This is a genomic window from Nitrospirillum iridis (genome assembly GCF_014205765.1).
GTDB classification, from domain to species: domain Bacteria; phylum Pseudomonadota; class Alphaproteobacteria; order Azospirillales; family Azospirillaceae; genus Nitrospirillum; species Nitrospirillum iridis.
On sequence record NZ_JACIIZ010000009.1, the window covers coordinates 220,252 to 244,452 of the forward strand.

Sequence of the window (24,201 nt, forward strand, 5' to 3'; positions counted from 1 at the left end):
GCGATGTCCGGCCTGACACCTGCTCATGGTGAGCGCCTGCTCGATGAGATCGATGCGGCCCTGGCCCGTATGGACCATGAAAGGGCTATTGCACTATGTCAGGCCGCTCTTCCCCACACCGATAAAAGGCTTTCGATCCTTCGCAAGCTGGTGCACGCTACCTTGGGGGCGGGGCACCTGCAGGACGCATCATTGTACGTCCGTCAGCTGGTACGGGCCGCGGATCCGCCTCTGGTCGATGACCTGGTCCTGCAGGGGGTGGTCGCCCTGGCGCGACGACAGCCGGAGGATGCCGCCGGTTGTTTTGAGGCGGCGCTGGACCGTGATGTCGTTCATCCGTTGGCGGCCTTGGGTTTGTTGCAAGCGGCTCAGGTGACATCGCCGTCCACGGTCCACGCAGTTCTTCCCTGTCTCGTGCCGGCCTTATGCTGGAACGCCGAAACAAGCGGGGATTGCCTGCGGGCGTTGCGTGGTTTGGTGGCCGGGGGTCTGCTGCCCGCCGTCGTTTTCGCCACCGCAGGCCATATTGAGGGGTTCGCCACTCCGGGTGCGGTGGCGGAGCTGATATGGAACCGCCATATTCTCGGGCGTGCGGTCTGTGGCGCTCGCTCTGACGCGTCTGACGGCGATATGGCCGTGCCGGCATTCCGTTTTGTCATCCCCACGGCACTGGCTGGCCGGGTGGATTTCCATGTTCTCGTCAATGGTGTGGCGGCGTTCGGTTCCCCCATCGCCGCCCCGGCTACCCGCGTCCCCCGTCTGGTGGCCAGCTTCTTCCAGGCAAAAACGCTGGAGGCGGAAGACGCCGCGGAATGGACGGTCCACGCCTGGGATGCGGCTTATCCTCAGAGGCCCGTCGCCATCGAACTCAGGGATGACGCCGCCTGGTCGCGTCGCTTGGTATTCCGGCCGGCAATCAAGGCTTCTGCCAGTGGCGAAGGCGGGCAGGCGGCATTCCCCCAAGAGGTAAGGACCCCGGCGTCAGGGGTGCGTCCGTTCTTCGCCATGACGGGGGAACCCGCGTTCTGGCAGGGTGGCATGCTGCCAGCGGGCAATCGGGAGCATCGCCGAAATAGGCCCTCGCCCTCCCGGTCTGGCAGGGTCCTGCCGGCTCGTACTGTCGATGTCATCGTGCCTGTTTATGGTGATGCTGATGTCACGCGCACCTGCCTTGCCGCCTTGCGCCATAGTCTGGAGACACGGGCGAACTATCCCGGACAAGGGATCCCGGTGGAGGTGACCGTTATTGTGGACGGGCCGCCGGATGCGGCGGTAACCGATCTCGTGGATGAGGTCGCCGCCCAAGGCTGGGCAACCGTGTTACGCAACCCGGGTAACCTTGGTTTCGTACGAACGGTCAACCGGGGCATGGGTTTGCACGTCGACCGTGATGTGGTTCTCCTCAACGCCGATACGGTGGTGCATGGCGACTGGCTTCGGCGTCTGGCCGTGGCCGCTTACAGTGCCGATGGCATTGGCACTGTCACTCCCTTGTCCAATGACGCCACCATCCTGAGCTATCCGGGCGAAGGCACGCCCTTGTCCGAGGTGTCGGTCCCCCTCTTGGACACCCTCGCCGCCGCCACGTTGCCGGAGCGTGTCGCCGATATCCCGACAGGCGTCGGCTTCTGTTTCTATATCCGGCGGGATTGCCTTGAAACCGTCGGCTATTTCGACGCCGAAACATTCGGGCAGGGTTATGGCGAGGAGAATGACTTCTGCTGGCGCGCCCGTGCCCAGGGGTGGCGCCACGTCGTCGCCCTGGATACCCTGGTTGGGCATGTCGGCGGGTCATCATTCGGGGCTGAAAAGCGGGACCGTATCCAGGCGGCCCTCGCGGCGCTTGATCGTCGTCATCCGGATTATCAGCCTGCAGTCCACGCGTTCATCGCGGCCAATCCGCTGGCGGCGGCCCGGCGCGCCCTGGACTTGGCCTGGGCGCAATCCATGGGCCCTCGCCCCTACCTGCTGCTGTGTCCTCGCTTGGGTGGGGGGACCGACCGCTTCGTCGATGAACAGGTCGCTGCGCTGCGGGCAGCCGGGTTGGGCGTTTTGCTGTTGCGTGCCGAAGGCGCGAAGGACGCACCCCGTGTGCGGCTGGAGGTGCCGGATGCTCCCCAACTGCGGTCCCTTGTCTATGATGGTGCCACGGAACTGCGCGAACTGATGCGCGACCTCGCGTCGTTAGGTGGGGAGCGGCTGATCGTTCATCACGTGCTCCATGCCACCGACGCCCTGTTGTCGGCGCTGGTGGCCCGATGGCCCTACGAGGTCCATGCTCACGACTATGTCTGGATTTGTCCGCGCATAAACCTGGTGGATGGCAGTGGCCGCTATTGCGGCGAGCCGGCGGCCGCTGTTTGCGAGGAGTGCATCCAGACCAACGGCCATATGCTGCGCCCCGGCTTGTCCGCGACGTCTTGGCGGCGATCGATGGCCGAGTTCCTGGCGGGCGCCGCCCGGGTGATCTGCCCCAGCCATGATACGGCTCGCCGTCTTTCCGCCTATGCCCCCGACGCCCGCATGGTGGTGCAGCCCCACCCGGACGTGGCGATGCCACCGGCCGTTCCTGTGGCGGCAAGCCCAGGGCTTGTGCGCGTGGCCGTCGCCGGCGCCATCGGGGACGTCAAGGGGTACGAGGTGCTGTTGGAATGCGCGCTGGACGCGGCCGCCCGGAACCTGCCTCTTGAGTTCTGCTTGGTGGGCTACAGCCGGGATGACGGCCCCCTGCTGACGACGGGCCGTGTCCTTCTCACCGGACGCTATGGCGCCGGCGAGGGGGTGGATCTCATCCGCGCCAGCGGCAGCCATCTGGGGTTCCTACCCTCGGTTTGGCCGGAGACATGGTGCTACACCCTATCGGAAATGCTGGCGGCTGGACTGTTGGTGGCTGCCTTCGATCTGGGCGCGCAGGCGGAAAGGCTGCGCGCCCGTGGCAGCGGTATGCTGTTGCCGCTGGGGATGCCTGTGTCGCAGATCAACGATGCCCTGTTGGAATTGGCGCGCCGTCAGGGGATAGTGCCCATATCCGGGGCCGGTTTCGCCACCGGGCCGGCGTCTGTGTGAGTTTGGACATTCAGTATGGTTTTTGATCCCCAGTTGGCCCGCACGGTCCTGCATGTCGGATGTGGCGTCCGCAAGCCGGAGAAGCTGCACAGCCTTTTTCGCAGCGGCGAATGGCGGGAAGTTCGGCTGGACATCGATCCTGGGGTGGCGCCCGATATCATCGCCTCCATCACCGACCTGTCCATGGTTGCGGACGGCAGTGTGGATGCCGTCTGGTCCTCGCACAATGTCGAGCATCTCTATGCGCATCAGGTTCCGGTGGCCCTGGCTGAATTCCGCCGGGTGCTGAAGCCGGAGGGGTTCGCCCTGATCACCTTGCCTGATTTGCAGGCGATCGCCCGCCTGGTGGCGGAGGATAAGATCGAAGAGGCGGCTTACTTGTCGCCCGCTGGCCCCATCACCCCGCTGGATATGATTTTCGGCCTGCGCAGCGCCGTTGCCAGAGGCAACGAGCATATGGCCCACCGCACCGGCTTCAGCGCACAGACCCTGGGTAAGGCGCTGATGGGCGCAGGCTTTCGTCATGTGAAGGTCAGCAAGGACGACGCTTTCAACCTTTGGGCCATCGCGTACGTCACGGCCCCCGTTGGGGCCGTGGACGCTTCATGAAGCTGCTGTTCATTCATCAGAACTTTCCTGGACAATACCGGCACTTGGCGGCGCGCATGGCGGCGGCGGGGCATGAGGTGATGTGCCTGGGCGACAAGGCGAATATTCAACGGCAGGAATTGCCGTCGGGAATGTCGCTTGTGGGCTATCCATCGCCAGCGGGCGCCACCCCGGGCATCCATCACTATGTGGCCGGATTCGAAGCGGCGGTGCGCCGGGGGCAGTCGGTGCTCCGCGCCACCATGGAACTGAACCGGATCGGGTTCTCCCCCGATGTCATTTGCGCCCATCCAGGGTGGGGCGAGTCCTTGTTCCTGAAGGATGTGTTCCCGAAGGCCAAACTGTTGGCCTATCTGGAATTCTACTACAACGCCCAGGGCAGCGACGTCGGCTTCGATCCCGAGTTTCCCGGCGTTCTGGATGACCTGTTCCGCATCCGCATCAAGAACAGCGTGCTTCTGCATGGCTTGCAGTCCATGGACTGGGGGATCGTGCCCACCCGCTGGCAGGCGGAACAGACCCCCGCCGATTTCCGCTCGCGCATCACCACGGTGCATGACGGGGTCGACACGCGCCTGGTGCGCCCGGATCCCGCCGCCCAACTCACGGTGACGCCGCAAGGAGCGACGGAACCCCTGGTTTTGCGTTCGGGGGATGAGGTCGTGACCTTCGTCAACCGCAACCTGGAACCGTATCGCGGCTTCCACACCTTCATGCGGGCATTGCCGGAGCTACTGCGCCGCCGGCCGAATGCCCAGGTGGTTATTCTGGGCGGCGACGATGTCAGCTATGGCGTGCGCCCCAAGGATCATCCCAACTATCGCGCCCAATATCTGGCGGAGGTGGGCGGCCAGTTGGACTTGGCTCGTGTCCATTTCCTGGGACGGGTGCCCTACGCGACCTTCCTGTCGGTGTTGCAGGTGTCGGCCGTGCATGTCTATCTCACATATCCCTTTGTCTTGTCCTGGTCGCTGATGGAGGCCATGGCGGCCGGATGCCTGGTGGTGGCGTCGGATACCGCGCCGGTGCGGGAGGTCATCCGCGACGGGCGCAACGGCCTGCTGGTTGATTTCTTTGCCCCGGATGGGCTGGCCGCGACGGTCGCGGCGGCGTTGGAGGACCCGCGCCGTATGGAGCGCCTGCGTCGACGCGCGCGGGAAACCGTCGTTGACCGCTATGATCTCGAGACGGTCTGCCTGCCCCAACAGATGCGTCTGATCGAGGAACTGGCGGCTGGTCGGCTGGTCGCGCGCCGGGTACCGGCTCCCGGAGGGGCCCCCAGGGCGGCCCCCAAGGGGTAAGGAAGCGGGTTTTTCTCCGCCGCCGACAGGCTTCTGTCAGGAAACGCGTGGAAACTGGGTCCCCATGTCCCATATTGGGACGGGCCCTGTTTGGATTTGAGGTGGGGCGCCGCTGGCACCCGCGCGCCGCTCTTGGAGTTGAGATCCATGCCTATCCTCCGTTCCGCCCAGCCAATGCTGTCCTCCCTGCTGCTGACGGTGGCGCTTCTGGCCGCCAGTGGCCCGGCACGGGCGGGGGACGCTGATCAGACGACGGCGCCGGAAAAAGGTGGCGTGGCGAATGAAGGGCCGGTGCGCCCCCCCGTGCTGGATGGTCCGGGGGCCGCCGCCGCCGCCGATGACCGGGACGATGGCATCGTGGCCGCGCGTCCGCCCGAGGATGACGGCTGGCGGTCGAAGGATACCAGTTGCCGTGTCGGCGGCAGTGTCACCATGGGTGTGGGCTTCGGCGGCGGCATGGTGGAGCGGGGCGCCGGCGCCACCTTGAATTATGGCCAGGATGGCAACCCCTTCCGTCCTTGCGCGGACACGGGCATCGGCTTTTCGCTGTCGGTGTCACAGAGCAATGTCAGCGGCCATCCCCGCAACGGGGCTTGGGGCACCGGCGTGTGGGGCGGCGGGTTCGACGGTGGCGACGGATACCCCTACGGTTACGGCTCGCCTTACAGCTATGGGTCGCCCTATGGCTACGGTCGCTGGACGGACCGCGGCGGCATGGACAGCTGGTTCGCCAACCGCACCCGCCCCTGACGTCGTTTACACCCGGGCGCTGTGCAACGCGTCCAGCCGATCCAGCAGCGTCTTCACCGACAGGGGCTTGAGGAAGAAGGCGTCGGCCCCACCCGCACGGGCGGTGGCCTCGTCCACCTCGGCGCTATGGCCGGTGCATAACACGCAGATCAGGCCCGGGTTGGGCCCTTTGGCGGCATGGATCAGGCTTAACCCCGTCATGCCCGGCATGGTCTGGTCGGTGACCAACGCGTGATAGCCCTGTGACTTGTCGACCAGCAGCGCCAGCGCCTCCTGGGGGTTGTTGCAGACGGTGACGCTGTGGCCGCGCCGGGACAGCCCCTCCTGCAACAGTTCGCCCATGGCGTCGGTGTCGTCCACCACCAGCACCTTTAGGCCGCGTGGCTTGACGGCCGCGGTAGCCGGCGCGCCTTCCCCAGGGTGACGCGCCCCGTCGTCGCCTACGGTCGGCTCCCGCGCGTTGGATCCCAATCCGGACAGACAGGGCAGGGTGATGCGGATGACCGTGCCGGTATCCAGGCGGCTGGCCACGGCCAGGCCCCCACCATGGGCCTTGATGATGCTGCTGACGTTGGCCAAGCCCAGGCCGGTGCCCTTGTCCTGTCCCTTTGTGGTGAAGAAGGGCTCGAACATACGCGCCAGGTGATCGGGCGACAGGCCGGTGCCCTGGTCGGTGACCTCCAGCACCACATGGGGCCCGTCCGCCGTCGGCAGGATTTCCTGCACCGTCCAATCCGCCGGGAAGGTGAAGGGCAGGGGGCCGCGGTTCAGGCGGATGCTGATGTCCCCGGTATCCTCCCGCCGGGCGTCGTGGGCATTGATGACGAGGTTCATCAGCACCTGCATCATCTGCGTCTGATTGACCCGCAGCGGCGGCAGCCCTTCCTCGGTCATGCAGGTAAGACGGGTGGTGGCCGGCACGGTGGAGCGCAGGACGACCTGCGCGTCCTCGACGATGGCACGGGCGGCCACCACCTCCTGCACGCCGGCATCGGTGCGGGCGAAGCCCAGGATCTGCCGCACCAGATCCTTGGCGCGCGCACCCACGGCGACGATGCGCTCGGCATAGCTGCGGGCCGGGGACTCCGCGGGCAGGTCGGCCACCAGGAACTCCGCATAACCCAGCATGGCGCCGAGCAGGTTGTTGAAGTCGTGGGCGACGCCGCCGGCCAGCCGGCCCACCGTTTCCAACTTGTCCTGCTGCAGGATCTGGCGTTGCAGGACCTGGCGCTCCCGTTCCGCGCGGTCACGTTCCGATACATCCCGGGCCACCACTAGAATGTCGCCGCCAGGGTCGTTGCTGGCGGTGAACTCGACCGCTTCCACCCGATGGCCTGACAGGGTGGTCCAATTGTCCACGACGCCGGTCCACATCCCCCGGCGTGCTAAGCTGTCGCTGATCTGATGGCGCAGTCCCGCCAATGCGGCGGCCGTCTCCGGTGTCACGAACTGCGAGATCCGCCGCCCCAGCAGCGTGTCCGCCTCCATGACGCCCAGCAGGCCAAGCGCCTGGCCATTGGCGTACAGCACGCTGTATTCCCGGTTCATCATGAAGATGGCGTCATGGGCCACGGCGATGCAGGCGGCCATCCGTTGCAGGTCCAGGCGCAGGCGGTCGCGCTCCACCAGCGTCAGGCGGAAATCCTCCAACCCCCGGGCCAAGTCGCCAATGACGTCCGGGCAATCCTGGTCGGGCAACGATTGGCCATAGTCGCCCTGGTTCAGGCGCTCCACCCCACCTTGCAAGCGATGCAGCGGCTTGGCCACGATCAGGCGCACGGCCAGGATCATCAGGCCGGTCAGCAGCAGGGCGCACAAGACCCCGGCCATCAGGATCGCCGTGCGGATGCCGGCGAAGGGCCGGGCCAACCGGTCGATCGGCACGTCCATGACCAGCAGGCGCCGTCCTTCGCCTGGGATCAGGTCCACCGGCCAGGTGAAGCGGCGTAGCCGCGAACCGTCGGACCGTGTGCGCTCCAGGCTGTAGGGTTGGGCCTGGTCGATGAACACCCGCTCCCCGATGGAAAACTGATAGTCGGGCCCGTCGCCAAAGGTGGCGGCGCTGCCCAATCGGGACGGATCGGGATGATAGCCCCAAACCCCCGCGGTGTTGATGATGGCGATGGGCGCGCCGAAGGGGTGGCGCCCTTCATAGACCTGGGCGCGATCACGCTGGTCCAGATCTATGCCCGCGACCCCGATGAGACGGTCGCCCACCATGGCCGGCATGGCATGCGAGACGAGGACGGTGGGCGACCCCTGGATGGGAAAGATGTAGGGCGGAAGAATGGTCAGCCGGTGGCTGCGGGCGGCCCGGGCATAATAGTCCTGGGTGGTGAAGTCATCGGGTGGGGACTGCAGCAGAACCGTGCCTTCCTGGCTGGTGGCGTACAGGGCGTAGCGGCCGGTGCCGGCCATGCCGACCTGCATATCCTTGGTGTCCCGCGCGGCGTTGTCGGGCCCCAGGGCGTCCGGCTCGGCGTAAAACCAGACGCCCACGGCCTCCGGGTGCAGTGCTGCCGCTTGGCGCAAATATTCGGTGATCTGCCGGCGGTCGGCCAGCGTGGGCGCCTGGCCCTCCCGTTCCCGCGTGGCGGCCAGGGCGGAAACCATGCGCGCGGCACCTTCGGCGATGGTTATCTCCCCCCGGATGCCGGCGCTGATGGCCTGGGCCTCCCGTTGCGCGGTGTCGCGGCCATAGTCGTTGATGAACCGCTCCACCACCTGCTGGCTGAGGTGGACGGTGACCAGGATCATTCCTCCCAGCATGAGGCCCGCGGCCGGCAGGATGGCCAGCAGCAGGCGCATGGGGAGGGTGAAGCGGATCATCCGCGGTTCCCATATTGGTGTTCACGACCCCCGCGGCGGCGATGAAGACCTGGCAGGGGTAGGACCGGTCGGCGGCGCGTTCGGCACGAAGGCAATAAAACCGTAGCGCAATCAATGGGGAATTGCGCCTTACCAAGAAGGTCAGGGTAGGGACGCCGGCGCCTGTTCCGCCGCCAGGTTCACAGCGGCCAAATCGGCCACGGTCAGGTCGATGACGGCGATTTCGGGTACCCGCAACCCCAGGGCCGGGGCGTCCGCCGGGCGGGGGAGGGCGATGCGCGGCCAGCGGCGACGCAGCAGGCCGGGCAGGAGGGGGGCGTTGGGCACCACGATGGCGGGCTCGGCCTCGACGCCCGCCAGGGCACGCAGCCGGCTGTTGAGCGCCAGCGCGAACACAGGAACCAGCCATACCAGGCGGTTCTGATAGCGGTCGTGAGGATTGGACAGCGCCCCGCAGATCAGGGCGTTGCCGGCCAGCGCTGCCCACAGGAACAACAGGGCCCCCAGGGCGACGCCGTCGCGACGCCTTACCGCTTGGGGGATCAACGCGGCCAGCATGGCCAGGGCCACATAGGCCAGGGGAACCGCCAGATAGTTGGACAGGTCCGCCATGCCGGGCGTCGGGCCCTCGTTCTGCTGGTCGGCCTTCAGGTAGGCGGGTTCCAGCCTCGCCAGCCACAGGTGCATCACCTCCCGGGTGCCGCCGTGGTATTCATCCAGGCCATCGCCGGTCTGCACGCGAAAGAACTGCTCCAGCCCCGCCTGCAGGGACGACAGCGCCAGCGCGATGGGATACCGCCTCATCACCGCCGCGTTCAGGCGGGCGGCCTCCGGCGTCATGGCCTGCCAGCCGCCCAGCGTGACCAGGGGGGAATCCCCACCCCACAGGAACTCGTCCGCCGTGGTCGGCAGGCGGTGGCGAAGGGGGCACAGCGCATAGGCGTGCGGGTCGTCCGCGCACCGTTCGTCCAGCAGGCGCCGCACGTGCCCCTGTTGCAGCAGGCTGCCGAACAGGAACAGGGGGCCGCCCGGGGTCAGCGTGGCCTGGCCGGTGACGACGCCGTTCAACAAGGGGAGGGCCATCACGCTGCCGGCGACCAAGGCCGCTGGCGGCAGCAGGCGCAGGGCCCGCCAGGACCGGGGGCGGAGGGCGCCGCCGATGGCCTTCATCAGCCCCAGCACGCCCACCAGCCCAATGCCCAGCGCCATTCCCGACATATGTGACAGCAGGCTCAGCAGCCCCACGGCGGCGATGCCCAGGCGGGAGGTCCAGGTCAGCGAATCCCAGCGGAAGGCCAGCAGCCATAGGGTCGCCACCACCCAGGGGACCGTGAGGTCGGGCATCAGCTGGGCGGTGTACCAGGCCATGCCGGTGCACAGTGACAGCAGCAGGACCAAGGCCAAGGTCGCGATCCGGCCCGGATCACCGCCCGGCGTCAGGCCGGCCCGCAACTGGTGGAGCAGCCATAAGGTCAGGGCCGCTTGCGCCACCACCGGGCCCCACAGGGTGCGCCAGTTCAGCGATGTCGCCTGCAGGAACAGGCCGTAGGCCAGCGACCGCCCCTCGACCGGCTTGTGCAGGACCGCTGTCTCGATGTAGCCGCCGGTGTCGAAGAAGACGATGGGGAAGCCATTCAACAAGGCCGGCCACAGCATCAGGAGCATGGCGCCGGCGATGGTCAGCCAAGCCACGGGGGACGGTGGCGCCCAGGCATCGCGCAGGCGCGCGAGCAGCCGCGCACCACGGTGCTGGACACCAGACAGCCAAGGCATGGCGGATGGATCCCCCAAAACCGAAATATCCCCGCAATTCTTATGCTTAGGTCCTCGACACAACCATCAATAGCGCTACGGGCAGGGGGGGCGTCAAGGGCAATCGGGGGGATGGTTGCAGATGTGCCAGGTCGGTGGCTTTCCAGCCACGGGCCCGGATGTCACAGGCTCAGTGCCGGGCCTCGGCCGATGAACGCCGGGTTGGCCGGGCAGGGGGTGGTGGGACGGTCGGCGAACTCCGCCGCCAGGGCGTCGATGAACCCCCGCACCGCTGGCACCAGCCCGCGACGGGACGGGAAGACGACATGCACCACGCCCGTCGGTAGGGTCCAACCCGGCAGCAGCGTCTCCAGCGCCCCCTGCGCCAGGTAGTTATCGATGACGAAGTGGGGCAGCTGGGTCATGGCGACCCCCGTCAGCGCGGCGTCGCGCAGCAGGCCCATATCCTCGGTGATCAGGCGCGGCTGGTGGGCCACCGTGCGCAGGATGCCGTCCGGCCCGTACAGCCGCCAAACATACTCGCCCCCGGTGCGGGGCATGTCGGCGCTAGGCAGGGCCGCCAAGTCGCCCGGCGTGGTGGGGCGGCCGTGGCGGTCCAGGAATTCGGGGCTGGCGACCAGGGCGGACCCATGGCTCTCCAGCACCCTGACGATCAGGTCGCTATCGTCCAGGGGCGGCATGCGCACCCGGATCGCCAGGTCATAGCCTTCCTCGATGACGTCGACGCGGCGGTTGCTGGCCTCCAGCCGGATGTTCACCCGGGGGTACTGGGCCATGTAGCGGGTGACGACCGGACCCACGCGGGTCAAGACCAGCGCGGTGGGACAGCTGACACGCACCGTGCCCTGCGGCTCCGACCGGGTGCGGTCCACCACCTCCTGCGCGGCGGCGGCCTCGGCGATCATGGCCAGGCAATGGGCATGGTAGGTGCGGCCCACGTCCGTCACGGCGAAACGACGGGTGGAGCGTTGCAGCAGCCGCACGCCCAACTGCTCCTCCAGCAGGGACACCCGGCGGCTGAGGGTGGATTTGGGCACGCCCAGCGCCCGCTCCGCCGCGGCGAAGCCGCCGTGCTCCACCACCTGGGCGAAGTAATAGAGGTCGTTCAGGTCGCGCATGCGGTGTCCTCGGCCGCCCCAGGGGGCTCGGCGCTGTCATCGTTCCAGATCTGGAACATAGAGTGTGAATTCTGCCCTCTGATGGCAATAGCGTTCCAGTGGCATTCTGGGCGGGTATTCAGCGGCCGGGGTCCCCCGCCGCCCATCCCAGGCCGGGCGTATCAGCGCCCACCCCAGGCCGGGCGCGTCAGCGCCCACCCCAGAATGAAGGTCCCGATCATGAAGCTCCTGCACATCGATTCCAGCCCCTTGGGCCAGGCCTCCGTCTCGCGCCAGCTGACCGCCGCCGTGGTCCAGGCTTGGCAGCAGGCCAATCCCGCCGGTGAGGTGGTCTATCGCGACGTCGCCGCCGTCGCTCCCGCCCATCTGGATGGCGAACTGCTGCAGGTCGCCAAGTTTGGCGCCAACCAGGATTTGAGCCCGGCGCAGCAGGCGGAGCGTGCCCTGGTCGACAGCCTGGTGGGCGAGTTGCTGGCCGCCGATGTCGTGGTCATCGGCGCCCCCATGTACAACTTCTCCGTTCCCAGCCAGCTGAAGGCCTACCTGGACCGCCTGGCCCAACCCGGCCGCACCTTCCGCTATACCGAGTCCGGTCCGCAGGGCCTGGCCGGCGGTCGCAAGGTGGTGATCGTCTCTTCCCGTGGCGGCAAGTACGCCGGCACGCCCTATGAGGCGGCCCTGGACCACCAGGAAGCCTATCTGAAGGCCTTCCTCGGCTTCCTCGGCCTGACCGACGTCACCATCGTCCGGGCTGAGGGTGTGGCCATGGGGCCTGAGTCCAAGGCCGGCGCGCTGGAGGCCGCCACCACCCAGATCGGCGCCCTGTTCCTGGCCGAAGCCGCCTGACCCGTTTCCATCCTGTTGGCCGTTTGAAGCCGGCGTCCCTTGAAAAAGGGGCGCCGGCTTTGCTTTTACTTACGATCGGCCATAGGACAGGAAGGAGGGGACCGTGCGCCACCCTGGTGATCTGCAACGCTTCGTCGACGCCCAGAGCCCGCAGCTGGAGACGGTGATCCAGGAACTGGTGACCGGCCACAAGCGCAGCCACTGGATGTGGTACTTCTTTCCCCAGATCGCGGGATTGGGCCAAAGTGCGACGTCGCAACATTACGCGCTGGCATCGTTGGACGAGGCCGGGGCCTACCTGGACCACACCATCCTGGGCGGGCGACTGCGCCAGTTGACGGCCTTGGTGAACGGCCTGCCGGGCCAGGACGCGGCGGCGGTGTTCGGTCCGGTGGACGCTCTGAAGTTCCGCTCGTGCATGACCCTGTTCCATCGGGTGGCGGGGGATGGCGATACGCTGTTCCAGCGGGCGCTGGACAAGTATTTCGGCGGGCTGCCTGATCAACGGACCCTGGACCTGGCCATGGTGTCGCAAGGCTGCCTGCATAGGTAGTGCGTTATGGATGGCTGCGCGTTTATCGGGTAGTCTTCCCCCAGGGAAAACGCTACTGGGGGTAACGCGCGTGTCCTTTTTCTCAAAAAGCCGGACGTGTTCGGCGGTCATGATGGCGGCGGGGGTGCTGGTCACCGACGCCGCGGGGGCGCAAAGCGCCAGCGAACTGGTGATGCCACCGGCGGTGGGTCAGGTGGATGGGACGGGTCTGCTGGTGCTGCTGCCGCAGACCTTCACCGTGCCCAACGGCAACGGCGCCAGCCTGACGGTGCAGGCCAACGCCTTTCTCAATTTCCCCGACCAGACCAGCACGGCCACCGCCAAGCGGATGCTGGAGACGGCGCGCACGACGGGAAAGGTGGGGAAGCTGGACAAGGCCGGCAAGAAGGCCACTGCCGCTTCCGGGCCCGCGCCCAATGAGTTGCTGGTGGGGCCGACCATCCGGGCGCAGCCGGGCACCACGCTCAACATCCTGATGGGCAACCTGCTGTCCTATAACGTCAACCAGGGTGACGGCTTCATGTCCAACGACGTGCCCCATGGGCTGGACGTGGTGAACCTGCACACCCACGGCCTGCATGTCAGCCCCAATGGCAATTCCGACAATGTCCTGCTCAGCCTCTATCCCGTGGGCACGCCGGAGTCGGTGATCAAGTCCTGCGCCGAGGATATGGGCAAACCCGAACTCTGCCAGCAGGTCGGTTACAGCTATTCCATCCAGATACCGGCCGCGCACGCCGCCGGCACTTACTGGTACCACACGCACAAGCACGGCTCCGTGGCGTTCCAGCTGTCCAACGGCGAGGCCGGCGCCCTGATCATCCAGGACCCGGTGCACGGCATCGACAGCCTGGTGCCGGTGCAGCAGGCCGCGGAAAAGGTCATGGTGTTCCAGACCATCCAGGCCGGCACGCCCCAGGGCGCCGCCACCGGCGCGCCGTTGCAGATCACCTGCGCGGGCGTCTATGGCACCAACGGCAGCACCTGCACCTATCCCGGCGGCTCCGCGCCGACGCCCATCAGCAACGTCAATGGCCAGCTGTCGGTGAACGGCCAACTGTCGCCCACCGTCACCATGCAGACGGGCGAGGTGCAGCTGTGGCGGGTGGTCAACGCCACCGTCGGCAACGTGCTGCCCATGTGCCTGGTGCCCACGGGCGGCGCCACCGCGACGCCCACCGCCTACGTCCTGGCCGCCGACGGCGTGCCCCTCCAGCGGCCAGTGCCCAGTCCCGACCTGCCCCTGGCGCTCAAGCCGCCCGCTTTGACGCCTGACGGCAACGGCGTGGTGAACAACGAACTGTTGCTGCTGTCGCCCGGCCAGCGATTGGACCTGATGATGCAGGCGCCCACGGCTGTCGGCACCTATCAACTGATCCAGCCGGCGTCGTCCGCCAGCTTGGCCATGCAGCCCCCCACCACGCCCGGCACCTATCAGCTGTCGGCGACGACCCAGACGGGCAATTACAACCCGCCGGTGCTGCTGCCCGCCATGTCCAGCCTGTGCCAGGCGTCCCAGCTCAGTAATGGCGGCCAGGTGGTCATGACCGTCAATGTCGTGCAGGGCTCGGGGAGCTACAACACGGCGCTGCCGACGCAGACGCAGCTGAACGCGCTGTACACCCCCGCCACTCTGGCGGGCACGACGGGCGTGCCGTCCTCACCCACCCAGGGCGTGGTGTTCGGCTTCACCAGCGGCACCTACGCCAACAGCACCGGCGGCGCCTCCGTGGTCAACGGCCGCCCGTTCACCCCGGAACGGCCGCAGCGGATCCTGGCCCTGGGCCAGACGAATCTGTGGGGCGTGCAGAGCGCGGCCGACACCCACATGTTCCACATCCACACCAACTCGTTCCAGGTGATCAAGCGCGGGACGGTGGACTACGCCTTCCCGGTCTGGCGCGACACGGTGCTGATCAACTGCGCCCCCGCCATGGGCGGCGGCAACTGCGCCTTCCCGCAGGGCGTCACCAATGTCGCCGGCTCGGTGAACAATTACGGCGAGGTGGTGCAGTTCCTGAGCCAGGCGCTGGATTACACCGGCCAGATGGTCATGCACTGCCACAACACGAACCATGAGGACACGGGCATGATGGAATTGGTGGAAATGGTGCCGGCCGACCAGGCCACACCGTCCCGCCATGTCCACATGCACGAGGCGGCGGGCGCCGCCCCGGCCAACACCAGCCGTGGCCCGGGCCACCCGGCGCCCTCCCCGGCGGTGCCGCACTAAGCAGACTTTCCGAGCCCCCCCATGGGCGGGCTCGGAAATCTGCTGAACCATAGAGTCGGCAGGTTTCTCCAGGCCGGGCCATATGTGGCCCGATCTGGAGGAACCTGCTTAGAAGCTTTTGTTCCGTCGTGCGATCGGTTCAGATGCTTCCATCTGAACCGATCGCACTCTCAAGGCCTGGGGAGCGACGAACGAGGCCGCCGCTCTTCGACGGTGGCCCTCTTTCCCAGGGCCCCCGCCGCCGGCGCGGCGACTCGCAAGCCACCCGTGCCTAAGGCGGAGGCATCGGCACCTAATGAAGTCGTTAGGCTTCTTTTAGGGGTGGGTGGAGTGTCTCGCCGTCGTGCCCCTCGCTCGTCAGGCTGCCCAGCCAGTCGTATCCCCGGACGATCCAGTCCGCCAAGTCATCCGGTGTCCGGTCCAGCATGGCTGGATGGCTGGCGACCGCGTCGACGAAGGCCCGCAACGCGCTACGCAACCGGCGTCGGTCGGGCGTGACCTCCGGGGGCGCCCCCGGCCGCTGGCGCATCTCACCGACGCCGGCCAGCAACCAATCCAGCGAGACGTCGTAAACCTCCCGCATGGCGATCAGCACTTCCGCCGTCGGCAGGGCGGCGCCGCGTTCATAGGACCCCAACGTGACAGGATGGGTCTTCAGTCGGTTCGCGGCTTCTGTGCGCCGCATCGCCCCACGCGCACGGATCAGCCGTTCGGCCAGCGGCGTCTGCGGTTTCAGCGGTCGCGCCATAGCAGCAGCCTCCGCCTCAGGCTAGACGCGGAAACGTGGATGATGCTGATCGGGCGGGCTGTGGCCGGGACGTGCCTATTTGAAGCCGTTCGTATATCTTTAGGTTATAAATCGGCTTGAAAAGCAGTCGTACAGCTGCAAATATGGTGTCCATAGAATCCCTTTTCCCATCCGTTGGTGCGCCGTCGCCAGCTCTGTGGAAAGCCGATCATGATAAGACATATGACCTTACCGCCCCCGGTGGCGCGAAGGTATGGAAGGAGGGGCCGGGGGCTGTTTCCCCAGTCCTTGCTCGCTTTGTCCGGTATGCCATTCGACTATAGAGGGTGCGGGTAAAAATATAATAAAGGCCTCTCAACCGGCCGCCATGGCAGGGGCGTCGGCGTTTGTCCAAGGTCCTGCGGAGCGGTGATTCCGAATCCGGCGATCCCGCCTGTATCTTCTAAATCGTTTCTTCATCCGATCCCGTGCCGCGGGGAGCGGTAGGCCCCCTTCATTTCGCGCTCCCTTCACTTCTTTGCTCCGCCACCTGGTCATGGGGGCGGATCCGCAGCGGCCGACACTATATCGCCGGCTCCCGCCGGCCCCGCAAGCCCAGCCCTACAGGGGCCGGAACACGGCGCGCGCGCGGCCTGGCCCGGCAGGGCGGAAAAACGCCCATAAAGCCTTACATGGCAAAGCCTTACATGAAGGTACCATCACCATGCTCAGCAATCTTCGCCTGGTTCACAAGATCCTGGTTCTGGTCGGCGTGTTGTCGCTTGTCGTCGGGGCCCTTGGATATGTCGGCTACAGCTATGTCACGCGCCTCGCGCAGGCTGGTTTGGAGATCGACGCGGCCGACGGCTTGGCCCTCAAGGCGGCGCGTGTCAACCAGGCGCTGCTTGCCCTGAACCGCGGGGAATACCGTATCGGCATGGACGCCAGTCCGGCTGAACTGGCCGTGGTGGCCCAGCGGGTGGAGATCAACCGCCGCGCCTTTGAACAAGGTTTGGCCGATCTGCGCGCCGGCAGCGCCGGGGGGGCCGAACAGCAGATGGTGACCGATATCGAGGCCAGCTATCGTGTCTACATCCGGGGATTGGAACAGACCTTGGCCAAGGCGCGCGAGCGCGGCGCGGACATCACCCTGAGCGACGGCCAGAAGGACATCATCCGCGCGGTGCAGAGCAACCGCGCGACCGCCGACCAGTTGCAGCAGGCCGTCAAGGCGGTCGCCGACCATTTCGACGAACTGGGTACGCGCACCGCCCGCGCCGGTGCCGAGGCGGCCGTGCTGGCGCGCCACACCATGGTATGGGGGTCGCTGCTGGGCGTGGCTGTCGGCCTGGCGTTGGGCGTGCTGATCGGCCAACTGGGTATCGCTGCCCCCGTCGCCCGCATGGTCGCCTGTCTCCGCCGCCTGGCCGAAGGGGACGTCACCCTGACCATCTTCGGCCTGGGCCGGCGGGATGAGTTGGGCGAGGTGGCGGCCGCCATGCAGGTATTCAAGGACAACATCATCCGCAACCGCGAGATGGAGGCCGAAGCCAGGGCGCAGGAGCGGCGCGCGGCCGAGGAGAAGAAGCGGGCGATGAACGAATTGGCCGATCTGTTCAACGCCAACGTCGGTGGCGTGGTGGAGGCGGTATCCTCCGCCGCGGTCGAACTGACGGCCACGGCGGAGGCCATGTCCTCAATCGCCGAGGAGACCAGCCGCCAGGCGACCGCCGTCGCCGCCGCCGCCGATCAGACCACCGCCAACGTGCAGACGGTGTCGACGGCGGCGGAGCAGTTGTCCGCCTCGGTCAGTGAGATCAGTGGCCAGGTGAGCCATTCCACCCACATCTCCGGCACCGCGGTGGCGCGCGCCCGGGAGGCGAACGAGCAGGTGCGGGGGCTGGCGGGTGCCGCCGACCGCATCGGCCAAGTGATAGGCCTGATCAACGACATCGCCAGCCAGACCAACCTGCTCGCCCTGAACGCCACCATCGAGGCGGCGCGGGCGGGTGAGGCTGGCCGGGGCTTCGCGGTTGTGGCGGGCGAGGTGAAGTCGCTGGCCAACCAGACGGCCCGCGCCACCGATGAGATCGCGGCCCAGATCGTCGCCGTCCAGACATCCACCCGCCAGGCGGTTGATGCGATCGAGGGCATCACCGGCGTGATCGAGGATATCAGCGAGATCGCCACCTCCATCTCCTCCGCTGTGGAGGAACAGAGCGCGGCGACGCGCGAGATCGCCCGCAATGTTGATGAGGCCGCCGCCGGAACGCAGGACGTTTCCCGCAGCATCGCGGGTGTCACCGTGGCGTCGGAGGAGGCGGGGCAATCGGCCACCCAGGTGTTGGACGCGGCCAATGCCCTTGGCCGCAATTCCGAGGTGCTGCGGACCCAGGTCAATGACTTCATCGCCCGCATCCGCGCCGCGTGACGCGCCGGGCCCCCTTTTCGCGGTCCTGGTACCCATCCTTACGGCGTGGGGGCGCTCCACACATCGTTGCCCCGGTTGGTGTCAGGCAGGGCGTGGGCGGGGTCGATGGTGACGCGGCGGATGGCGGGGCCGCCGTCCAGACGGATGGTGGCCTCGGCCTGGCCCCGCCAGGTTTCCACGGGCACGCGCACGCTGCGCTGGCTGCCGTCGTCATACTCCACCTGCAGCGTGGCGGGCAGGACCAGGCGGTCCAGCGCCGCCAGGGTCACCAGGGCGCCTTTGCCCGGTCCGCCGTCGGCGTACTCCACCTTGCGGATGGCGAAGTCTACGGCCCAGTTGTTGAAGTACCAGCCGCGCCAGAACCAGGACAGATCCTCGCCCGCCCCTGATTCCATGGCGCGGAAGAAGTCGGACGGTGACGGGTGCTTGTATGCCCAGGCGCGGATGTAGCGCCGCAGGGCGTCGTCGAACCGCTGCGGCCCCAGCACCTGTTCGCGCAACAGCACCAGCCCCAGGGCCGGTTTGAAATAGCTGACGGGGTGGCGGTACTTCTCCGTCATGCCGTCGGGCGCGTTGATGATGTTGGGCGCCGCCGCATCGGTCAGCAGCGGCAGGATCTCGTCCACCGGGTTGCCGCCGCCCGGCGCATACTCGCCATCGCGCTTGGGCGCGTATTCGCCATGGTTGAAGGCGTCCTGGGCATAGATGTCGATGAAGGTGTTCGTCCCCTCATCCATCCAGGCGTCGCGCCGCTCGTTCGACCCCACGATCATGGGGAACCACGTGTGGCCGATCTCATGCGCCGTGATCCAGTACAGGCCCTTGCCCTGGTCCTTGTACCCGTCGAACACCATGCCGGGATATTCCATGCCGGCGCCGTGCCCGCCCAAATTCACCGCCACCGGCCAGGGATAGGGGAACCACCGGCTAGAAAAATGCTCGATGGATGCCTTCAGGTATTCCGTCGACCGGTCCCAGCGCTCGGGGCCCACGCCTTCCACTGGGTAGACCGACATGGCCAGGGCGTGGCGGCCCTCCGGCAGGTTCACGCGCGCGGCGTCCCAGACGAAGGCGGCGGACGCCGCGAACACCACGTCACGGGTGTTCTTCATCCGGAAATGCCAGGTCATCTCCCCGGTGTCGCGCGGCCGGCTCCTGGGGTCCGTCACCTCTTCCGGGGTGCGGATCATGACCGTGGCGTCGCTGGCCCGCGCGTGATCCAGGCGCTTCAGCTGGGTGGGCGTCAGCACCTCCGCCCCGTTCACCAGTTCGCCCGAGCCCGCGACCAGCATGGTGGACGGCACGGTGACCGTGTAGTCGAAATCGCCATATTCCAGGTAAAACTCCGCCCCCAGATAGGGCAGGGTGTCCCAGCCCCGCAGGTCGTCATAGACCGCCATGCGCGGGTACCATTGCGCGATCTCATAAATCTCGCCATTGCGGGTGGGGGTATGGGCCGTGCGCCCGCCCCAGGTGCCGGGGATGGTGTAGCCGTAGTCGATGCGCAGGGCCAGCTTGCCGCCCTTGGCCGCCAGCGGCCGGGGCAGGTCCACCCACATCCGCGTGTCATCGACATGGAAGGGCAGGGACACCGCCTTGCCATCACCGCCCTTGCCATCACCGCCCTTGCCATCACCCGTGTCGACCGTCACCGTCCTGATGACGAAGCCGTCGGTGGCGCCGGGGCGCGGGCGGCCGCCGCTGGCCACCGCCGCCCGGGCATCCTTGCGGTAGATGTTCTGGTCCAGCTGAAGCCACAGCCGGTCCAGCGCGTCCGGGCTGTTGTTGGTGTAGCGGATGACGACGTCCCCGCTCAGCGTGGGTGTGTCGGGCTTGCTGGTGTCCAGCCGGGCATGCAGTTCATAGTCCGCGCGGTTCTGCCAATAGGCCGGGCCGGGCAGGCCGTTGCCTGAGCGGTACTGATTTACCGGCTGCGGCAGCGTCAGGGGCGCGAAGGCCTCGAACGGGCGGTAGGCGGTTGCCGACGACGGGTCCATGTCCACCGGCTTTTCCAGGAATCGGGTCGCCGTTTGCGCCTGGGCCAGGCCTGCCGCCGGCGCCAATGCCGCGATCAAGGCCAGGGCGGTGGAAGCGGTGCGGCGAAACCGGGATATCGTCATCAGGGTGGCAACCTTGGCGCAATTGGGGGATGGGAAGCGCGGGGAAAGGGCATCATCCGCCATTTACCCGGGGAACGGAACCCCGGTTGCCGCTTCAAGCGATTGAAAGAGCGGGTATTTCCGGCCCGACCAGCCATCGTTGGGCCATCGGGCGGCCACCGCTGCCGTGAGGGGGCCTTGCCGCGTTCAGCACGGCATCTGTGGGCGGATATCGGAACCTGGCGGTGATCCAGGATCGACACCAGCACGTACCGAAGAGCTGCGATGATATCGCCGAAAAGAGGTGAATCACGGCAAAGTTCAAAGCCAATTATGTTGGCGGCAAAACTATTTTTCAAGCCATTTTAATGGAAGGCAGGATAGTATTTATCTTGGTGGTGTCTGCTGTTAACTCTCCTTTAATCTTGCCAATCCAAAGTATCGGCGCGCGCAGTCTTAGCTCCACGCCATCTGTTTTAGATCTAATCCGTTCAAAACGACTCGATGGCTGAGGGTTTTGCGTGGGCAGGAGATTTCCATATGCCTTTCTTTACCTCTTCCCGCATCACCGCCGAAATGGCCGCCAGGCTGGCGGCATTGGACAAATCCCAGGCCATCATTGAGTTCGCGATGGATGGGACCATCCAGACGGCGAACGCCAACTTCCTGAACGTCGTCGGCTACACGTTGGCGGAGGTCCAGGGGCGGCATCATAGCCTGTTCGTCGATCCGGCGGAGCGGGATGGCGCGGAGTATCGGCAATTCTGGGAACGGCTGCGCCGCGGTGAATTCCAGGCCGCGCGGTTCCGTCGCTTTGGCAAAGGTGGTCGTGAGGTTTGGATCGAAGCGTCCTACAATCCGCTTTTGGACAAATCCGGGCGCCCCTACAAGGTGGTCAAATATGCCACCGACATCACCGCGCGGATGCGTGAACAGGCTGACTCGGCGGGCCAGATGATGGCCATCCGCAAAGCCCTCGCCGTCATCGAATTCGATCTTGATGGCACGATCTTGACGGCCAACGACAATTTCCTGGCGGCGATGGGCTACACCCTGACGGAGGTCCAGGGGCGGCACCACCGCCTGTTCGTCGATCCAGCCCACGGCGATAGCGTCGAGTATCGCCAGTTCTGGGAAAGCCTGCGACGGGGGGAATACAAGGCCGCGCAGTTCCGGCGCCTGGGCAAAGGCGGCCGCGAGGTGTGGATCGAGGCATCATACAACCCGATCCTGGATCCCGCGGGCCGGCCCTACAAAGTGGTCAAGTACGCGACCGACATCACCCGCCAAGTGCGCATGCTGGGCGATCTGAAAAGCCTGATCGACAGCAATTTTGGAGAGATCGACCGGGCGGTGGCGCAGTCCAGCCGCCGGTCGGGCGAGGCGCGGGAGGCGGTGTCCGAGACGTCCGAGGCCGTGCAGATGATGGCGTCCGGTGCCGAGCAACTGGCGGCGTCGAGCCTGGAGATCGCGCAGGGCATGGTGCGGTCGCGCACGGCCGCCGACACGGCCGCCGACCTGGCTGCAAGGGTCGACGGTTCCACCCAGCGCCTGTCCCGGGCGGCGCATTCGATGGAAGGCGTGGTCGAGATGATCCAGGCCATCGCCGGCCAGATCAACATGCTGGCGCTCAATGCCACCATCGAGGCGGCGCGCGCCGGCGAGGCCGGTCGCGGTTTCGCCGTGGTGGCGACGGAGGTGAAGAATCTGGCCAACCAGGCGGCGGCGGCCACCCAGCGCATCTCGGATGAGATCGAGGGCATGCAGGCGGTGTCGGGTGACGTGGTGACGGCGCTGGACGCCATCCGCCGGGCCATCGGCACGGTGCGCGACCAGGTGACCGCCAGCGCCCAGGCGGTGGACGAGCAGCACGCCGTCACCCGCGCCATGTCCGACAAGATGCGGCGGACGTCCGCCGCCGTGGACAGCGTCACCCGCAACCTGGACGGCATCGGTGTCGCCGTGGGCGAAGTGGACCAGGCGGTGACCAAGACCAAGGAAGCCGCCCGCGTCCTCGTGCGCTAGGGTGCGATCGGTTCAGATGGCGGCATCTGAGCCGTGAATCGCACGCCGGAACAAAAGCTTAGAGTCTTTCCGGCGATTCGACGGAAGCCGGAAAGACTCTAGGAACCAAGGGCGGACCCTGTGGCCGCCTTCGCCCCACCGAAACGGCTGTCGCGTGGATTGACGTCGGCCATCCCGGCCAACCGGGTCCCCCGTGGATGCGCGGGCCAGGTGATTTTCCCACCGATCCGCCGATCCGCCGGCCCTGCAGCCGCGTACCCATCGGTGGTACAGGGCCGCCTCCCGTGCCGGCCGCTCACACCGGGGATAGGGTGCAATGACCTACAGTGTCGTCTGGTTCAAACGCGACCTTCGCCTGGCCGATCACGCCGCGTTGCATCACGCCGCGCGGCAGGGCCCTGTCTTGTGCCTCTATGTCATCGAACCCAGCCTATGGCGTCAGCCGGATGCCGCCAACCAGCACTATCAATTCATCCTGGAATGCCTGGGTGATCTTGCGGCCGATCTGCGCCACCGGGGCGGCGCCCTGCACCTGGCGACCGGAGAAGTGGTGGAGGTGTTGGATGACCTTTACCGCCGTGCGCCGTTCAGGGCGCTGCACGCGCATGAGGAAACAGGCAACGGCCTGACCTTCCACCGGGATCGGGCCGTGGCCCGATGGTGCCGGGATCATGGCGTGGCCTGGCATGAGGTGCCGCAATTCGGTGTGGTCCGGCGTCTCGCCACCCGTGATGGCTGGCAAGACGCGTGGGAGGCGCACATGGCGGCCCCCTGCCTGCCCATTCCATCGGCCTGCTTCGCCTCCACCCTGGGTCGGCGTGACGCGCCGCCCCAGCCGGGTGAACTGGGGCTCGTTCCCATTGATCCGCCAATGCGCCAGCCGGGGGGCCGGTCTCAGGGTTTGGCCGTGTTGGACAGCTTTCTGCGCGACCGTAGCGGTCGGTATCGCGGTGGCCTGTCGTCACCGCTGTCCGCGCCCACCGCCTGTTCCCGTCTGTCACCCTATCTGGCTTACGGCGCGCTCAGCCTGCGCGAGGTGGCGCAGGCGGCGCGGCGCCAACTCGCGGCGCCTTGCGACGCTCCGGATTCGCGACGGCAGGGCCTCGCCGCCTTCCTCAGCCGGCTGCATTGGCATTGCCATTTCATTCAGAAGCTGGAGAGCGAGCCCGCGCTGGAATGGCGCAACCTGCACCCGGGCTATGACGGGCTGCGGGAGGGTGAGTGGAACGAGGATCATTTCCAGGCCCTGGTGACAGGCCGCACCGGTTGGCCGTTGGTCGACGCTTGCGTCGCCATGCTGCGGGAGACGGGGTGGGTGAACTTCCGCATGCGGGCCATGCTGGTCTCGGTGGCGGCGTATCCGCTTTGGCTGCACTGGCGGCCCGTCGGCCTATGGCTGGCGCGCCAGTTCCTGGATTACGAACCTGGCATCCATTGGAGCCAGATGCAGATGCAGTCCGGCACCACCGGCATGAACACGACCCGCGTGTACAACCCCATCAAGCAGGCGCGGGACCACGATCCCCAGGGGCGCTTCGTGCGCCGCTGGCTGCCCGCGATGCGGCGGGTGCCCGACAGCTGGCTGTTCGAGCCGTGGCGCATGCCGGCGGATGTGCAGAACCGCTGCGGAGTGCGGGTTGGAACGGACATTCCGTGGCCCGTCGTTGACCTGGACGTGGCGACCCGGGCCGCCAAGGCCCGCGTGCACGGCGTGAGGGCGCAGCCATCGGTGAAGGCCGCCGTGGCAGCGCTGGTTGATAAGCACGGTTCGCGCCGGCCCATGGCCCCCAGGGTCCGGCGGCCCGGCACCACCCACAGTCAATTGACCCTGGACCTGTAGG

Annotated in this window: 15 protein-coding genes; 10 read left to right on the forward strand and 5 right to left on the reverse strand. The window is 66.9% G+C overall.

Annotated features, from left to right (window positions below; genetic code table 11):
- Positions 1-3: 3 nt before the first annotated feature.
- The 4 genes from FHS74_RS17065 (at position 4) to FHS74_RS17080 (ending at position 5,726) form a co-directional block, all read left to right on the forward strand.
- On the forward strand, positions 4-3,066 hold the full coding sequence (locus FHS74_RS17065) for a glycosyltransferase (RefSeq protein ID WP_184802702.1): 3,063 nt from the start codon (positions 4-6) through the stop codon (positions 3,064-3,066).
- Between the two features lie 15 nt (positions 3,067-3,081).
- Complete coding sequence (locus FHS74_RS17070) at positions 3,082-3,675, forward strand: class I SAM-dependent methyltransferase (RefSeq protein ID WP_184802704.1); 594 nt, start codon at positions 3,082-3,084, stop codon at positions 3,673-3,675.
- Positions 3,672-4,976 carry a glycosyltransferase family 4 protein gene (locus tag FHS74_RS17075; RefSeq protein WP_184802706.1) on the forward strand — a complete coding sequence of 435 codons (1,305 nt, stop codon included), beginning with the start codon at positions 3,672-3,674 and terminating at the stop codon, positions 4,974-4,976. The genes FHS74_RS17070 and FHS74_RS17075 overlap by 4 nt, the downstream gene beginning before the upstream one ends.
- Before the next feature lie 147 nt (positions 4,977-5,123).
- On the forward strand, positions 5,124-5,726 hold the full coding sequence (locus FHS74_RS17080) for a hypothetical protein (protein WP_184802708.1): 603 nt from the start codon (positions 5,124-5,126) through the stop codon (positions 5,724-5,726).
- A gap of 6 nt (positions 5,727-5,732) precedes the next feature.
- Here FHS74_RS17080 and FHS74_RS17085 read toward each other — a convergent pair whose 3' ends face one another.
- From FHS74_RS17085 to FHS74_RS17095, 3 genes are all read right to left on the reverse strand, one after another.
- Positions 5,733-8,555, reverse strand: a complete 2,823-nt coding sequence (locus FHS74_RS17085) for an ATP-binding protein (RefSeq protein WP_184802710.1) — start codon at positions 8,553-8,555, stop codon at positions 5,733-5,735.
- A 141-nt stretch (positions 8,556-8,696) separates the two neighbouring features.
- Complete coding sequence (locus FHS74_RS17090) at positions 8,697-10,328, reverse strand: hypothetical protein (protein WP_184802712.1); 1,632 nt, start codon at positions 10,326-10,328, stop codon at positions 8,697-8,699.
- A gap of 161 nt (positions 10,329-10,489) precedes the next feature.
- Complete coding sequence (locus FHS74_RS17095; protein ID WP_184802714.1) at positions 10,490-11,446, reverse strand: LysR substrate-binding domain-containing protein; 957 nt, start codon at positions 11,444-11,446, stop codon at positions 10,490-10,492.
- A gap of 219 nt (positions 11,447-11,665) precedes the next feature.
- On the opposite strand from FHS74_RS17095, the gene FHS74_RS17100 reads away from it, so the two are divergent.
- The 3 genes from FHS74_RS17100 to FHS74_RS17110 all read left to right on the forward strand — a co-directional run bounded on the left by FHS74_RS17100 (position 11,666) and on the right by FHS74_RS17110 (position 15,078).
- Positions 11,666-12,292, forward strand: coding sequence for an FMN-dependent NADH-azoreductase (locus FHS74_RS17100; RefSeq protein WP_211106358.1), 627 nt, complete (start codon positions 11,666-11,668; stop codon positions 12,290-12,292).
- A 103-nt stretch (positions 12,293-12,395) separates the two neighbouring features.
- On the forward strand, positions 12,396-12,845 hold the full coding sequence (locus FHS74_RS17105) for a DUF1810 family protein (protein ID WP_184802716.1): 450 nt from the start codon (positions 12,396-12,398) through the stop codon (positions 12,843-12,845).
- A gap of 109 nt (positions 12,846-12,954) precedes the next feature.
- A complete protein-coding gene (locus tag FHS74_RS17110) occupies positions 12,955-15,078 on the forward strand; it encodes a multicopper oxidase family protein (RefSeq protein WP_184802718.1) in 2,124 nt (707 codons plus the stop codon).
- Positions 15,079-15,382: 304 nt separating this feature from the next.
- On the opposite strand, the gene FHS74_RS17115 is transcribed toward FHS74_RS17110, so the two are convergent.
- Positions 15,383-15,826 carry a helix-turn-helix domain-containing protein gene (locus tag FHS74_RS17115; protein ID WP_184802720.1) on the reverse strand — a complete coding sequence of 148 codons (444 nt, stop codon included), beginning with the start codon at positions 15,824-15,826 and terminating at the stop codon, positions 15,383-15,385.
- Positions 15,827-16,529: 703 nt separating this feature from the next.
- On the opposite strand from FHS74_RS17115, the gene FHS74_RS17120 reads away from it, so the two are divergent.
- A complete protein-coding gene (locus FHS74_RS17120; protein ID WP_184802722.1) occupies positions 16,530-18,236 on the forward strand; it encodes a methyl-accepting chemotaxis protein in 1,707 nt (568 codons plus the stop codon).
- Between the two features lie 38 nt (positions 18,237-18,274).
- On the opposite strand, the gene FHS74_RS17125 is transcribed toward FHS74_RS17120, so the two are convergent.
- Positions 18,275-20,356: a M1 family metallopeptidase gene (locus FHS74_RS17125; RefSeq protein WP_184802724.1), complete on the reverse strand. Its 2,082-nt coding sequence runs from the start codon at positions 20,354-20,356 to the stop codon at positions 18,275-18,277.
- A 519-nt stretch (positions 20,357-20,875) separates the two neighbouring features.
- On the opposite strand from FHS74_RS17125, the gene FHS74_RS17130 reads away from it, so the two are divergent.
- Together FHS74_RS17130 and FHS74_RS17135 are read left to right on the forward strand one after the other, a co-directional pair.
- On the forward strand, positions 20,876-22,360 hold the full coding sequence (locus FHS74_RS17130) for a methyl-accepting chemotaxis protein (protein ID WP_184802726.1): 1,485 nt from the start codon (positions 20,876-20,878) through the stop codon (positions 22,358-22,360).
- A gap of 316 nt (positions 22,361-22,676) precedes the next feature.
- Positions 22,677-24,200 (forward strand): cryptochrome/deoxyribodipyrimidine photo-lyase family protein, encoded by a 1,524-nt coding sequence (locus FHS74_RS17135; RefSeq protein WP_184802728.1) that lies wholly within the window; start codon positions 22,677-22,679, stop codon positions 24,198-24,200.
- Position 24,201 lies beyond the last annotated feature (1 nt).

Excerpts from the sequence above, each read along its gene's own strand:
- FHS74_RS17065 (WP_184802702.1), top strand. The coding sequence starts at position 4 with ATGTCCGGCCTGACACCTGCTCATGGTGAGCGCCTGCTCGATGAGATC.
- FHS74_RS17070 (WP_184802704.1), top strand. The coding sequence starts at position 3,082 with ATGGTTTTTGATCCCCAGTTGGCCCGCACGGTCCTGCATGTCGGATGT.
- FHS74_RS17075 (WP_184802706.1), top strand. The coding sequence starts at position 3,672 with ATGAAGCTGCTGTTCATTCATCAGAACTTTCCTGGACAATACCGGCAC.
- FHS74_RS17080 (WP_184802708.1), top strand. The coding sequence starts at position 5,124 with ATGCCTATCCTCCGTTCCGCCCAGCCAATGCTGTCCTCCCTGCTGCTG.
- FHS74_RS17085 (WP_184802710.1), bottom strand. The coding sequence starts at position 8,555 with ATGATCCGCTTCACCCTCCCCATGCGCCTGCTGCTGGCCATCCTGCCG.
- FHS74_RS17090 (WP_184802712.1), bottom strand. The coding sequence starts at position 10,328 with ATGCCTTGGCTGTCTGGTGTCCAGCACCGTGGTGCGCGGCTGCTCGCG.
- FHS74_RS17095 (WP_184802714.1), bottom strand. The coding sequence starts at position 11,446 with ATGCGCGACCTGAACGACCTCTATTACTTCGCCCAGGTGGTGGAGCAC.
- FHS74_RS17100 (WP_211106358.1), top strand. The coding sequence starts at position 11,666 with ATGAAGCTCCTGCACATCGATTCCAGCCCCTTGGGCCAGGCCTCCGTC.
- FHS74_RS17110 (WP_184802718.1), top strand. The coding sequence starts at position 12,955 with ATGATGGCGGCGGGGGTGCTGGTCACCGACGCCGCGGGGGCGCAAAGC.
- FHS74_RS17115 (WP_184802720.1), bottom strand. The coding sequence starts at position 15,826 with ATGGCGCGACCGCTGAAACCGCAGACGCCGCTGGCCGAACGGCTGATC.
- FHS74_RS17120 (WP_184802722.1), top strand. The coding sequence starts at position 16,530 with ATGCTCAGCAATCTTCGCCTGGTTCACAAGATCCTGGTTCTGGTCGGC.
- FHS74_RS17125 (WP_184802724.1), bottom strand. The coding sequence starts at position 20,356 with ATGACGATATCCCGGTTTCGCCGCACCGCTTCCACCGCCCTGGCCTTG.
- FHS74_RS17130 (WP_184802726.1), top strand. The coding sequence starts at position 20,876 with ATGCCTTTCTTTACCTCTTCCCGCATCACCGCCGAAATGGCCGCCAGG.
- FHS74_RS17135 (WP_184802728.1), top strand. The coding sequence starts at position 22,677 with ATGACCTACAGTGTCGTCTGGTTCAAACGCGACCTTCGCCTGGCCGAT.